This is a genomic window from Sinorhizobium alkalisoli (assembly GCF_008932245.1).
Taxonomy (GTDB): Bacteria; Pseudomonadota; Alphaproteobacteria; order Rhizobiales; family Rhizobiaceae; genus Sinorhizobium; species Sinorhizobium alkalisoli.
The window spans coordinates 643,436-656,980 of record NZ_CP034909.1 but is presented as its reverse complement, the minus strand read 5'-3'; the positions used below and the strand labels follow the sequence as shown (position 1 = coordinate 656,980).

Here is a 13,545-nt window from a genome sequence, read left to right as displayed (position 1 = left end):
CCGTTATCCCTGCGGCGTCATGTGCTTACGAGCGCCCTTCCGCTCCAGTCCCAGCCGGCGTTCGCGGAAAATGATGAAGATGCCGGCGCCGACGACGATCGCAGTGCCGGCAAGCATGGTCGCCGTCGGCACGTCGCCGAACAGGAAATAGCCAATGACGATGCCGAGGACGATGGACGTATATTCGAACGGGGCTATGGTCGACATGTCGGCGTGGCGGTAACTCTCCGTCAGCAGGATCTGCGCGATACCCCCGCAAAAGCCTGCCACCATCAGCAGCAGGAAAGACGTCCACGACATCGCGGCCCAGCCGAAGGGCAGCGTCGCCAGCGAGAAGAGAGAGGCGGAAAGAGAGAAGTAGAGAACGATCGTATGCGTGCGCTCCTTCTGCACCAGCTTGCGCACGAGCACCATTGCCATGGCCCCGAAGGTTGCCGACAGCAGGACTGCCGCGGCACCGAGCGCCTCGGATTCTCCGAAGCCCCCCTGCTCCAACAAGGTCAGCCGTGGCCAGGTGATGATCAATACCCCGACGAGTCCGATGATGACGGCTGTCCAGCGGTAAAGCCGCACGATCTCGCCGAGAAAGAACGCTGCAAAGGCCACCGCGAGAAGCGGCATGGCGTAGCCGATCGCGATCGCCTCCGGCAGCGGCAGATGCACGAGCCCGTAGAAGCCGAAGCTCATTGCCAGTATGCCAACGAAACCGCGTCCAAGGTGGCCGGTGATATCGGTCGTCTTGAAAGCATCGCGCAGTTGACCGCGGAAAGCGAGATAGCCGAGGATCGGCACCATGGCAAACGCAGAGCGATAGAAGGTGATCTGTCCCGTCGCGATGTCGCTGCCGGCGGCCTTGATGCAGGTGGACATGCAGAGGAAAACGACGACGGAAAGGACCTTGAGCAAAATTCCCTTCATCGGGCTATGTATGTCGGCATCCATGGAAACGCGCTTTTTCAATCTGCCATCGGCCAGCCGATTACTGGAAGAGCGAGGCTAAGGGAGGACGCGACGGACCCGCCGCGTAAGATGCGTCACTCTAGCCCCGCCCGAAGAAGGAGTTGGATCAAATTCCTTGATGAAACCGATTTTTTCGTGATGACTACCGCGTGGAGAAGGGGTTCAATCAGCGCGCGCGAAAAAATCCTGTGGAATTTAGGTCTTGTTAGTGGCGCTTCGATAAACCTCCAGGAGACAGGGAGCGGGAGGGACATCGGCGGCGCGTTTGTGCCGGAAGTGCGGTCGACGGCATTCGCAAACGCAGATTCTTGCCCCTGGGCCTTTTCACCATCACAGGCGCCCTCTACAACGGAAGCGGGGCGAAAGCGGGACTGACCATGCGGACAAATACCGGCCAGATCGTTCATCTGGAAGATTACCGACCGACCGATTTCGTTCTTGAGAGGGTGGACCTGACGTTCGAGCTCGACCCGAAGGAGACGAAAGTCGAGGCACGTCTGATCTTCCATCGACGCGAAGGCGCCAACCCCTCCGCCCCCCTGGTGCTCGACGGCGACGAACTGACCATGACCGGTCTTTTGCTCGATCAGGAGGAAATACCCGCTGCACTTTACGATGTGCTGGACGATACGCTGAAGATCCGCGGACTGCCGGAGACGGCCCCTTTCGAGATTACGGTGACGACAGTCCTGTCGCCGGAATCCAACACCAAGCTGATGGGGCTCTATCGTACAAGCAATGTCTATTGCACGCAGTGCGAGGCTGAAGGCTTTCGCCGCATCACTTATTTTCCCGACCGCCCGGATGTGCTCGCCGTCTATACGGTCAACATCATTGCCGACAAGGCGACGGCGCCGCTCCTGCTTTCGAACGGCAACTATCTCGGCGGCGCCGACCTGGGCGACGGCCGCCATTTCGCTTCCTGGTTCGATCCGCACCCGAAGCCCAGCTACCTCTTCGCGCTGGTCGCTGGCGACCTGGGCGTCGTCGAAGACAAATTCATGACTGCTTCGGGCCGCGAAGTGGCGCTGAAGATCTATGTCGAGCACGGCAAGGAACCGCGCGCGGCCTACGCCATGGACGCGCTGAAACGCGCTATGAAATGGGACGAGGAAGTCTTCGGCCGCGAATACGATCTGGATATCTTCATGATCGTTGCCGTCTCCGATTTCAACATGGGCGCCATGGAGAATAAGGGGCTCAACGTATTCAACGACAAATACGTGCTCGCCGATCCGGAAACGGCGACCGATACGGATTACGCCAATATCGAAGCGATCATCGCGCATGAGTATTTCCACAATTGGACGGGAAACCGCATCACCTGCCGCGACTGGTTCCAGCTCTGCCTGAAAGAGGGCCTGACCGTCTACCGCGACCACGAATTCTCCGCCGACATGCGCTCGCGCGTCGTCAAGCGCATCGCCGAGGTGCGGCACCTGAAATCGGAACAATTTCCGGAGGATGCTGGGCCGCTCGCCCATCCGGTCCGGCCGGCGCAATATCGCGAGATCAACAACTTCTATACGACGACGGTCTATGAAAAAGGCTCCGAGGTGACGCGTATGATCGCCACGATCCTCGGACGCGATCTCTTCAAGAAGGGCATGGATCTCTATTTCGATCGCCATGACGGCCAGGCCGTGACGATCGAGGACTTCATCGCCTGCTTCGAGGATGCAAGCGGACGAGACCTCAGCCAGTTCTCTCTCTGGTACGAGCAGGCCGGCACGCCTTTGGTCAGCGCTTCCGGATCCTACGACACGGCCGCGCAGACCTTCACCCTTGCCCTGGAACAGACGGTGCCGCCGACGCCTGGCCAATCCGCCAAGAGGCCGATGCACATCCCGCTCCGCGTGGGCCTGCTTCTTGAGGACGGTAGCGAGGCCACCTTGAAACGCGCTTCGGGTGCGGACGTCACCGGCGACGTAATCCACCTGACGGAACGGAGGCAGACAGTCGTCTTCTCCGGCATTCCGTCGCGCCCCGTCCCCTCGTTCAACCGCGGCTTTTCCGCGCCCATCAATGTCCACATCGAACAGAGCGCCGAGGACCGGGCCCTGATCGCCCGCCACGAGGTCGATCTTTTCGCCCGCTGGCAGGCGCTGAACGCGATGGCATTGGACAATCTGGTCGAAGCTGCTGGCGAAGCTCGCGGGGCACGACCGATCACCTGCGACGAGTTGCTCGTCGAGGGTCTGCTGGCCGCCGCCGGCGACGATCGGTTGGAGCCGGCCTTCCGCTCGCAGGTCCTCTCCCTTCCAAGCGAGGCCGACATCGCCCGCGAGATCGGCCACGACAACGATCCCGATGCTATTCACGCGGGCCGCCAGGCAATCCTGTCTGCCATTGCCGCGTCCGGCCGGAGCACCTTCGAGCGCCTTGCCGACGACATGGCATTGCCCGGCCCGTTCCGTCCGGATGCCACAAGCGCCGGCCAGCGTTCGCTCCGTAATGCGGCCCTTTCCTACCTCGTCTATGGCGACGGGCGGCCGGAAAGGGCGGCGGACGCTTTCCACTCTGCCAACAACATGACCGATCTGAGCCTGGCGCTGACACTGCTTGCACAGCGCTTCCCGGACGCGGAAGAGACGGCGGAGGCGCTAGCCGCCTTCAAGAAGCGCTTTGCCGACAATGCACTGGTCATCGACAAGTGGTTCGCCATCCAGGCGACTATCCCGGGTCCGGCCACTCTGGACCGGGTGAAGACGCTGATGTCTGACCCGCTTTTCAATGCCAGCAATCCCAACCGCGTGCGCTCCCTCGTCGGCACCTATGCCTTCTCCAATCCCACGGGCTTCAATCGCGCCGATGGCGAAGGCTATCGCTTCCTGGCGCGGCAGATCCTGGCGATCGACCCCCGCAATCCGCAGCTTGCGGCGCGCATCCTAACCTCGATGCGTTCATGGCGCTCGCTGGAGCAGACGAGAGCCGAACACGCTCGCGGCGCTCTCAAGGAAATCGCCGCGGCGTCAAGCCTCTCCGCCGATGTGAGCGACATCGTCGAGCGAATGTTGCAGGACGAAGGGCGGGCGTGACCAGGATGCGGGCACATTTGCCCGCATTGTCCAGCCTGGCGCACGAACGGCATTCCGGTCGCGCTATGACTTTCCAACGACGAAAAATGGTTAACAAATCTTCACCATCGCCTCTAGACAAGGCGAATCGCCGTGTGATTCATTGAGGCAGATTCGGGCGAACGGTGCGCCGAATCACTGAAACAGCCTGCATCCGGTCCATGCGCCCGGAGAAGGGATGATTCGGAGCGAGAGGATCAAGCGTCCCTCCGCATTCAGACATGCCGGGGCGCACTCGACAATGGCGGTAGGGACAGATGGCGGACGCGCGACGGGGAAGCGCAGCCGATGGGCGGTTGCGACTCAAATTTCCGGCCCTTGCCGGTCTGGAGCGAGAGATCATCGAGCAGGTGAAGCTCTTTGCCGAACCGGCCTCGCGCAAGCTCGCGAAGGCCGAGCCCATCCTCAAGCGCTCCATTCCGGTCCTCATCATCGCCTTTCTCCTGATCGTAGCGCTTTCGCGCATGTCGGGCATCATGGACGAGCATGCCCGCATGGAGACGAGTTCCCGCCAGACCGTCAGCTTGGCAGCGGCGGCGGCGGCGGCGGCCTTCCAGACTGACGGGTCGGTGCTTTTTTCCGAGGGGCGGCGCTGGGAGGCCGAGCAGCGGCTGGCGCGATACCTGCCCGCTGAAGCGCTCGACGCGGGTATATTCCTCCTGCTGGTCCGCCGGGACGGCCGCATCTTCGCCGGCACTAATGGCGGTGCGGACTTTGTCGGGCATGCGCTTGCCGCCATCGCGCCCGATGCCGCGATGCAGCAATATTACGGCGAAGGCTCCAGTGTCATGAAGGCGCCGATCGACGGCGCCCGGCATCTCATAGCCGTGATGCAGGTGCCGGCGTCCGCGGGGGTGGTCGTGGCGGCGACACCGATTTCCCAGTTCGAAACTGCCTGGCGCGATGACATTTCCCTCAACGTGACCCTGTTTGCCGGGATTTCGGCGATCCTGCTCGTCGTGCTCTATGCCTATTACATCCAAGCCAAGCGCGCGCGCGATGCCGATGCGATCTTCGCCGAATCGAACCTGCGCGTCGAAACCGCGCTGTCACGCGGCCGATGCGGCCTTTGGGATTTCGACCTCGCCAACCGGCGCCTGTTCTGGTCCCGCTCGATGTACGAGATGCTCGGCATGCCGGGAGACAGCAGCGTCCTGTCCTTTGGCGACGCCGCACGGCTCATGCACCCGGAGGACCGCAGCATCTATCGGGTGGCGCGGGCGATCGCCAAGGGCAACGAACGCCAGATCGACCAGGTGTTTCGGATGCGCCATGCGGACGGCCATTATGTTTGGCTCCGCGCCCGGGCGCAGGTCATCCGCACCGTTTCGGGCCGGGCTCACCTCATCGGCATTGCTATGGACGTGACCGAGCAGCATCGGCTCGCGCAACGCTATGCGGAGGCGGACCAGCGGCTTACCGACGCCATCGAGTGCACTTCGGAAGCTTTCGTCCTCTGGGACAAGCACGACCGTCTGGTCATGTGCAACACCCATTTTCAGCAGGCCTACCAGCTGCCCGACCACGTGCTCGTGCCGGGAACCGAGCGCGCGGTCGTGCATGCTGCCGCGGCAAAGCCGGTCGTCGAGCGGCGGGTGGCGGATCCGGACCGCAGCAACCACTCGCAAACCAGCGAAGTGCAACTCGCCGACGAGCGCTGGCTGCAGATCAACGAAAGGCGTACACGCGACGGCGGTCTCGTGTCTGTCGGCACCGATATCACGCTCCTGAAGCGCCATCAGGTGCGCCTGCGCGAATCGGAGCGGCGGCTGATGGCAACGATCGGCGATCTCTCCGCCTCGCGCATCACGCTCGAACGACAGAAGGCCGAGCTCTCGGTCGCCAATTCCAATTACCAGGCGGAAAAGGAGCGGGCAGAGGCCGCAAACCGCGCCAAGTCGGAATTCCTCGCCAACATGTCGCATGAGTTGCGCACGCCGCTGAACGCCATCCTCGGTTTCTCGGAGATACTGCAGAACCAGATGTTCGGTCCGCTCGGCTCGGAGAAATACCACGAATATTCCCGTGATATCTTCGAAAGCGGCAAGCATCTGCTCAACGTCATTAACGACATTCTTGACATGTCGAAGATCGAGGCCGGGCACATGCGGATCGCACGCGAGAGGATCGACCTTGCACCATTGATCGAGGAAACGCTGCGCTTCACCACAATCCCGGCCGAGCAGAAGAATATCCGGATCGTACAGCAGGTGTCCTCCGGTCTGACGATGTTCGCCGACCGACGGGCAATGAAACAGGTGCTGCTCAACCTCCTCTCCAACGCTGTGAAGTTCACCAATGAAGGCGGGCGGATATCCTTGAGGGCGCGCAAAGTCCGCGGCGCCGTAACGCTGACCATTGCCGATTCCGGCATCGGCATCCCGAAGGATGCCTTGCAAAAAATCGGCCAGCCCTTCGAACAGGTTCAGAGCCAGTATGCCAAGAGCAAGGGCGGGTCCGGCCTCGGCCTTGCGATCTCCCGCTCGCTGACGCGCCTGCACGGCGGAACGATGAAAATCCATTCGGCCGAGAGCGTCGGTACGATCATCTCCGTCAGGATTCCCGATCGCGCCTGAGGTGGGTTCCGGTCTTTGCAGCGCCCTTTTCCACAGATCGGTTCGATTTTCGGAAAGCATGAGGCGCTAGCCTGCGACAATCGACTGGAATATTCGGCGCGTCGCCTTGGAGAGGCGGCGTATGTCGGCCTCGAGATGCTTCAGGTCGGGATAGTCGCCCGCCCGGCAGACGAGGTCGACGAGACCCGACGGCGCGTTTCGCGGATCGAAATCGCCATCTATGCAAAGGCGGACAATCTGCGATATCTCGGTGAACAGCGAAAGCGCCTCCAACGTGGTATCGAGGTCGTTTGCATCCATGAGAGCGGCGCCGAGCGTTTTCAACGCCTCCATCGTGTGGCTTCCTGGGGGCAGCGGCTTCACGCCCTTGGCCGGCGCGATCAGCGCCAGATATTGCGCGATGAACTCGATGTCGACGAGACCACCGGGGATGAGCTTGAAATCCCAGATGTCGTGCGGCGGCTTCTCCTTTTCGATCAGCGCGCGCATCTCCCCGACATCCTTGCGGATATTTTCGATGTCGCGCCTCTTAGAGAGCACCTCGGCGAAAATCGCCGCCGCCTCGCCGATCAGACCGGCATCTCCGCAGATGCAGCGCGCACGCGTCAGTGCCAGATGCTCCCAGGTCCAGGCCTCGTTTCGCTGGTATTTGGCAAAGGCGCTGATGCGCGTTGCGACCGGACCCTTGTTGCCCGACGGCCTTAGCCGCATGTCGACCTCGTAGAGAATGCCCTCCGCCGTCGGCGCGGAAAGGGCGGCGATCAGTCGCTGCGTCACGCGGGTGAAGTAGCGGACCGGATCCAGCGGCTTGGCGCCATCGGATACGGACGCCTCATCATCGAAGTCGTAGAGCAGAATGAGGTCCACGTCGGAACCAGCCGTCAGCTCATGACTACCGAGCTTGCCCATGCCGACGATCGCGACCCGCCCTGCGGGGAAGCGGCCATGCACGGCGCGGATCTCTTCGAGCACCGCCTCGAGCGCGGAGGCGATGATCAGGTCGGCGAGATCGGTGAAGGCCCGGCCTGCCTGCGGTCCGGTGATCACTCCCGTCAGGAGCCTGATCCCGATCAGGAAGCGCTGCTCGGCCGCGATGATGCGCAGGCGATCGAGCACATCCTCGTAGTGGCGGCCGCCGGCTACGAAATTGGCAATTCGCGGCGCAAGATAGTCACGCGTCGGAAGCTCGGCGAGAAGCCCCGGATCCAGCATGCCGTCGAAGACATGTGGCTTGGCGGCGATGATATCGGCAAGACGCGGGGCCGAAGACATGATGTTGACGATCAGCGACAGAAGCCCGGGATTGCTGCCGAGCAAGGAAAAAAGTTGTATGCCCGCCGGCAGCCCGGAGATGAACTGATCGAAGCGCAGAAGCGCCTCATCGGCACGCCGGCTCTCGCCGAAGACGCGCAGAAGCTCCGGTGTCAACTCCGTCAGCCGTTCGCGCGCCTCCACGGACTGAGTGGCCCGGTAGCGACCATAGTGCCAGGTGCGTATGATGCGGGCTATATCCGACGGGCGCTCGAAACCGAGCTTCTTCAGCGTCTGCAGCGTGTCCGGATCGTCCTGCTGGCCCGTGAAAACGAGATTGCCTGTCTCGCTCGAAAGCCGCGCCTCCTGCTCGAAGAGCTGGGCGTAGCGCCGCTCGACCGTCCGCAAGATGCCGGAGAACTGCGCCGCGAAAGAGGCCGTGTCGCTGAAACCGAGCATGCAGGCGATCCGCTTCAACTCCGACTCCGTCTCGGGCAGAAGATGCGTCTGCTCGTCGTGCACCATCTGGATCCGGTGCTCGACATCGCGCAGGAACCAATAGGCGTCGATCAGTTCATCCGCCGTCCCCGGATCTATCCAGCCGGTATCTGCGAGAGCACGCAGCATCGCTTCGGTCGCGCGCAGCCGAAGCGCCGGCATGCGTCCGCCGGCGATCAGTTGCTGCGTCTGGACGAAGAACTCGATCTCGCGGATGCCACCGCGGCCGAGCTTGATATTGTGCCCCTTGACCGCGATTTCGCCGTGACCCTTGTGCACATGTATCTGCCGCTTGATCGAGTGGATATCGGCGATCGCCGCATAATCGAGATATTTGCGGAAGACGAAGGGTGTCAGTTCCTTGAGGAAACGCTCGCCTGCCTGGAGGTCGCCAGCGACCGGCCGCGCCTTGATGAAGGCGGCGCGCTCCCAGTTCTGGCCCCGGCTCTCGTAATAGAGCATCGCCGCCTCGACGGGGATCGCGAGCGGGGTGGAACCCGGATCCGGGCGAAGGCGCAGGTCCGTGCGGAAAACGTAACCGTCGCCGGTTCTCTCCTGCAGGATGCGGACCAGCCGTCTCAAGAGCCGCGCGAAGGTCTCCGGCGCCTCGTCGGGTCGCAGCAGGATGACGGATTGCGGATCGTAGAAGACCACGAGATCGATGTCGGAGGAATAATTGAGTTCCGCCGCACCGAGCTTGCCCATACCGAGCACGACAAGGCCGGAACCGGCGCTCGGTTTGGCCGCGTCCTTCAATGCAAACTTGCCGCTCTCCTCTGCGCTCAACAGCAGGTGATCGACCGCCGCAGACACAGCCGCGCCCGCGAAATCGCTCAGCCAGCGCGTCGTTTCCCGGCCGTCGAAGAGTCGGGCGAGATCGGCAAGGGCGATGGCGAAGGCAATCTCGCGTTTGGCTCGCCGCAGCCGCGACATCACTTCCGCGTCCGGCAGTGCCACGCCCGTCCCCTCCGCTTTCCATGCCACCCGCGCGGCATCGATCCGTCGCTCGAGAAATAGAGGCAGGGATTCGGCAAGCAAAGCCTCGAGAATGGCCGGGTGGCTGCCGAGCGTATCGCGCAAGAAGGGGGAGAGCGCGAAAGCGGCGACGAGGAAGTTCTTGAGCGGTGCTTCGGAGGCCAGCAGCGCAGTGAGTGCCTCACGCCCTTTGGCCGCGTCCTTCAGAGCGGCAAGCGACGCCTTCGCCTCGGCCTGACTTCCGGGCCGGATGTGCACCGCATCGATATCGGACAGCCGTCTTTCCCTCGCCGCCTGCATCCAATCCCTCCCCATCACAATCGATCTATCAGGCCAAAGCGGTCGGGAAAACCATGCGTACCGTCAATCCCGTGCCGTCCGGTTCAGTCGCCGTGAGTTCCAGTGAGCCATGGTGCATCTCCATGACCGCTTCGACAAGCGAGAGGCCGAGCCCGGTCCCAGGCTTCGATCGGCTCTCGTCGAGCCGCACGAACCGTTTGAGGACCTCGCTGCGCATGCCGGCCGGAACGCCGGGGCCGTGGTCTGCAACCGACAGCAGGACATTGCCCTCGCTCTCCTTCATTTCCACCCGGATCAGCGGATTTTCCGCCCCCTCGGCATATTTGACGGCATTGTCGAGTAGGTTGCCCAGCGCCTGACCGATAAGCTCGCGATTGCCCGCAACTGTCACTTTGGGCTCGATGGCGGTCTCCAGCCGTAGCGCACTTTCCTCCGCGAGCGGTTCGTAGAGTTCGACGCAATCGGCGACGATGCCGGTCAGATCGACTTCGCTCATCTCCGCAACGGCGGATCCTGCCTCGACGCGCGAAATCATCAAGAGCGCATTGAAGGTGCGGATCAGTTGATCGGACTCGGCGATGATCTCCTCGAGAGAGGCGCTCTGATTTTCGCGGCTGGCAAGCGCCGCCTCAGCCTTGTTGCGCAGTCGTGTCAGCGGCGTCTTGAGGTCGTGCGCGATGTTGTCGGACACCTGTTTCAGGCCTTCATTGAGCTTCTCGATGCGGCCGAGCATCGTGTTCAGCGATTCCGAAAGCCGGTCGAACTCGTCGCCGGATCCGCTCATCGGCAGGCGCTGCGACAGGTCGCCCCCCATGATCTTGGTGCTTGCCTCGGACATGCGGTCGATGCGCTTCAGGGCGTTACGTCCGATGCCGAACCAGATCACCAGCGCGCCGAGCCCCATGATGCCGAGGGCGACCACCAGGGCCTGACGGACGAGGACGCGAAACTTCTCCGGCTCCTGCAGGTCGCGGCCGACCAGGATCCTGAGGCCATTGTCGAGCACGATCACCTGGGCAAGCGCCACATGACTATCGGCGCGGCTCTCGTCGGTAAAGCGGCGGTATCGGAACGGCTCGGGTGTCCAGCCCGCGTCATCGAGCAGGCCGGGTTCAAGACTGGCCACATTGCCGGCGAGTATTTCCCCTGCCGGGCCGGCGATGACATAGAGATTGGCGCCGGGCTGGCGCGCACGGCGTTCGAGTGTCCGCAGCAGGCCGCTGATGCCGGCACGCTCGTACACGCCCTCGATCTGTAACGCCTCGGCAGCGACAGCTTCGCGCGTCTGCTGTTCCAGCAGACGTTCGGACATGCCGGTGACGTAGAATACGAGAATGGCGGCGCAAAGGGAGAAGAGTACGAGATAGAGTGCGGAGAGCCTGACCGCCGTCGTCCTGGACAGAACGCCGAACCTGCTCATGTTTCAGACGCCTGGTCGTCCTTGATCATATAACCTGCGCCCCGAACGGTTCTGAGCAGGGGCGGGTCGAAATCCTTCTCGATCTTCGAGCGCAGGCGCGAGACGTGGACGTCGATGACGTTGGTCTGAGGGTCGAAGTGGTAGTCCCAAACGTTCTCGAGCAGCATGGTGCGCGTGACCACCTGGCCTGCATTCTTCATGAGATATTCGAGCAGGCGGAACTCGCGCGGCTGCAGTGAAATCTCCTTGCCCTGCCGTCTGACCGAATGGGAGAGCCGGTCCAGTTCGAGGTCGCCGACGCGGTAGACCATGTCCTGCTCCGGCGCTCCCTTTCTCCGGCCGAGCACTTCAACCCGCGCCAGGAGTTCGCTGAAGGCATAAGGCTTCGGCAGATAGTCGTCGCCCCCGGCGCGAAGGCCCGTGACGCGATCGTCGACCTGGCCGAGAGCGGAGAGGATGAGCACCGGCGTGTGGACATCCCTGCGCCTGAGCTCGGAGATCAGCGACAGTCCGTCGCGACGCGGCAGCATCCGGTCGACCACGATCACGTCGTAGGCGTTTTCGCTTGCCATGAACAGGCCGCTCTCGCCGTCGCTTGCATGGTCGGAAACGATACCCGCCTCACGAAACGCCTTGGCGAGATAGGCCGCTGCCTCCAGGTCGTCTTCAACAATGAGAATCTTCATACGCATGACCATAATCCCGGACCTCTGATCGTCTCAACCGGTTTCGGATCGCAAGCAGCCCGAACGCCGCGGTGTCATGGGCCGCAGCAGATCGGGTCGAAACGGAAGCCGCCGCGACGATCGCGGCGGTTCGGCCACGCGCCGAGACGCGGGCGGGGAAGATCCTTCGACCATTCCCTCCCGCACCCGGTCCGGTCTCTTGATAGATCAGCCCTGGTCGATCGGCAGCGCCACGAAGCGGCTGCCTTCCGCAGCTTCGATCTGGAAGAGCGCCTTGCTGCGGCCATCCTTCCGGGCAGCGTCGATCACCTTGAGAATCTCGTCCGCCGACGTCACATTCTGATTGTTGACGGAGACGATCTTTTCGCCTTCCTTCAAGCCGCGATCGCCGGCATCGGACTCCGGATCGACCGAGGTGATCGTGACGCCCTTGCCGTCATCCGACGGAGTGACCGCCAGGCCGAGATCGGAAAGCGTTTCCTCACCCGTCTGTCCCTGATCGGGCCGCCCGTCACCACTGTCGGGAGTCGCACTCGCGGTGTCGTTCGGCAGAGTTCCAATCTCGAGCTTGATGCTCTCCGACTTGCCATTGCGCCACAGCGTGACGTCGGCGGTCGTACCCGGATTGAGCGCCGCCACTCGCCGTGCGAGATCACGCGGATCCTTGATCGGCTCGCCATTGAGGGCTGTCACCACATCGCCCTGCTTGATGCCTGCCTTTTCCCCCGGCGAACCCGGCTGCGGCTCGACAACGAGGGCGCCCTTCGCTTCGGAAAGGCCGAGCGATTCGGCGATGTCCTTGGTTACAGGCTGGATCTGGACGCCGAGCCAGCCGCGCGAGACACTGCCGTCTTTGATGAGATCTTGGACAACGTCCTTCGCCACCGATGCGGGGATGGCGAAGGCAATGCCGACATTGCCGCCAGACGGAGAGAAGATCGCCGTGTTGATGCCGACAACCTGGCCCGCAAGGTCGAAGGTGGGGCCGCCGGAGTTGCCGCGGTTCACCGCCGCGTCGACCTGCAGATAATCGTCATAGGGACCGGAGCCGATATCGCGGCCACGGGCTGAGACGATACCCGCGGTGACCGTGCCGCCAAGACCGAATGGGTTGCCGACGGCGACCACCCAATCGCCCACGCGCACCTTGCTGTCGTCGGCAAAGCTGACATAGGCAAACTTGCGCTTGGCATCGACCTTGAGCACGGCAAGGTCCGTGCGCTGATCCTTGCCTACGAGCTTGGCATCAAGCTCCGTGCCGTCGTTCAGGATGACGGTGAAGGCCGAGCCGTCGGAAACGACGTGGTTGTTGGTGACGAGATAGCCGTCTTCGCTGATGAAGAAGCCGGAGCCCTGTGCCCGCGGACGGAGCCGGCCTTCACGCGGCCCGTGACGATCACGCCAGCGATCGGCTCGATCGCCGTCACGCGGAGCCGGGCCGCCGAATTCACGAAAGAAGCGCTTCAGCGGGTGATCGTCCGGCAGATCCTCGAAGCCGCGGCCGAAGTCGAAGCTGAAATTGCCGGCCTGTTCATCGGAGACCTGCATGCGCGATTGCACCCGAACGGAGACGACCGCCGGGGAAACGGCTTCGACGACATCGGCAAAACTGGGAACGGCCGGGGCCTGAACTTGCACCGCCTCTGCAAAGGAGTGCGATATCTGCGCCGGAATGCCGGTCGTAAGCATCACCGCGGCAACGCCGGCGACCGTGGACGTCTTCAGAATGGTCTTGAGAGAGGGACGCAGGGATTTCTTCGTGGACATTCGATTTGCCTTTTCTCTTCCATGGAGCTCCGCGG

General features: G+C 62.7%; 7 protein-coding genes. 2 read left to right on the top strand and 5 right to left on the bottom strand.

Annotation, left to right across the window (positions count from 1 at the left end; genetic code table 11):
* Positions 1-3 precede the first annotated feature (3 nt).
* The gene (locus EKH55_RS03175; protein ID WP_069460514.1) at positions 4-942 is read right to left on the bottom strand and encodes a DMT family transporter; all 939 of its coding nucleotides are present in this window, start codon (positions 940-942) and stop codon (positions 4-6) included.
* Between the two features lie 395 nt (positions 943-1,337).
* Between EKH55_RS03175 and pepN the strand changes: the two genes are divergently transcribed.
* Together pepN and EKH55_RS03165 are read left to right on the top strand one after the other, a co-directional pair.
* Entirely contained in the window at positions 1,338-3,998 is a 2,661-nt protein-coding gene (gene pepN / locus EKH55_RS03170; RefSeq protein ID WP_151610963.1) for an aminopeptidase N, read from the top strand.
* Positions 3,999-4,294: 296 nt separating this feature from the next.
* Entirely contained in the window at positions 4,295-6,613 is a 2,319-nt protein-coding gene (locus EKH55_RS03165) for a PAS domain-containing sensor histidine kinase (protein ID WP_069460513.1), read from the top strand.
* Positions 6,614-6,679: 66 nt separating this feature from the next.
* Here the strand turns inward: EKH55_RS03165 and EKH55_RS03160 are convergent, their stop codons facing one another.
* The 4 genes from EKH55_RS03160 to EKH55_RS03145 form a co-directional block, all read right to left on the bottom strand.
* Positions 6,680-9,637, bottom strand: a complete 2,958-nt coding sequence (locus EKH55_RS03160; RefSeq protein WP_151610962.1) for a bifunctional [glutamine synthetase] adenylyltransferase/[glutamine synthetase]-adenylyl-L-tyrosine phosphorylase — start codon at positions 9,635-9,637, stop codon at positions 6,680-6,682.
* A 28-nt stretch (positions 9,638-9,665) separates the two neighbouring features.
* Positions 9,666-11,057 carry a sensor histidine kinase gene (locus tag EKH55_RS03155; RefSeq protein WP_069460511.1) on the bottom strand — a complete coding sequence of 464 codons (1,392 nt, stop codon included), beginning with the start codon at positions 11,055-11,057 and terminating at the stop codon, positions 9,666-9,668.
* A complete protein-coding gene (locus EKH55_RS03150; protein ID WP_069460510.1) occupies positions 11,054-11,755 on the bottom strand; it encodes a response regulator transcription factor in 702 nt (233 codons plus the stop codon). The genes EKH55_RS03155 and EKH55_RS03150 overlap by 4 nt, the downstream gene beginning before the upstream one ends.
* Positions 11,756-11,950: 195 nt before the next feature.
* Entirely contained in the window at positions 11,951-13,510 is a 1,560-nt protein-coding gene (locus tag EKH55_RS03145; RefSeq protein WP_069460509.1) for a Do family serine endopeptidase, read from the bottom strand.
* Positions 13,511-13,545 lie beyond the last annotated feature (35 nt).

Coding starts and splice junctions, on each gene's coding strand:
- EKH55_RS03155 (WP_069460511.1), bottom strand. CDS start 11,057: ATGAGCAGGTTCGGCGTTCTGTCCAGGACGACGGCGGTCAGGCTCTCC.
- EKH55_RS03145 (WP_069460509.1), bottom strand. CDS start 13,510: ATGTCCACGAAGAAATCCCTGCGTCCCTCTCTCAAGACCATTCTGAAG.
- pepN (WP_151610963.1), top strand. CDS start 1,338: ATGCGGACAAATACCGGCCAGATCGTTCATCTGGAAGATTACCGACCG.
- EKH55_RS03175 (WP_069460514.1), bottom strand. CDS start 942: ATGGATGCCGACATACATAGCCCGATGAAGGGAATTTTGCTCAAGGTC.
- EKH55_RS03150 (WP_069460510.1), bottom strand. CDS start 11,755: ATGGTCATGCGTATGAAGATTCTCATTGTTGAAGACGACCTGGAGGCA.
- EKH55_RS03160 (WP_151610962.1), bottom strand. CDS start 9,637: ATGCAGGCGGCGAGGGAAAGACGGCTGTCCGATATCGATGCGGTGCAC.
- EKH55_RS03165 (WP_069460513.1), top strand. CDS start 4,295: ATGGCGGACGCGCGACGGGGAAGCGCAGCCGATGGGCGGTTGCGACTC.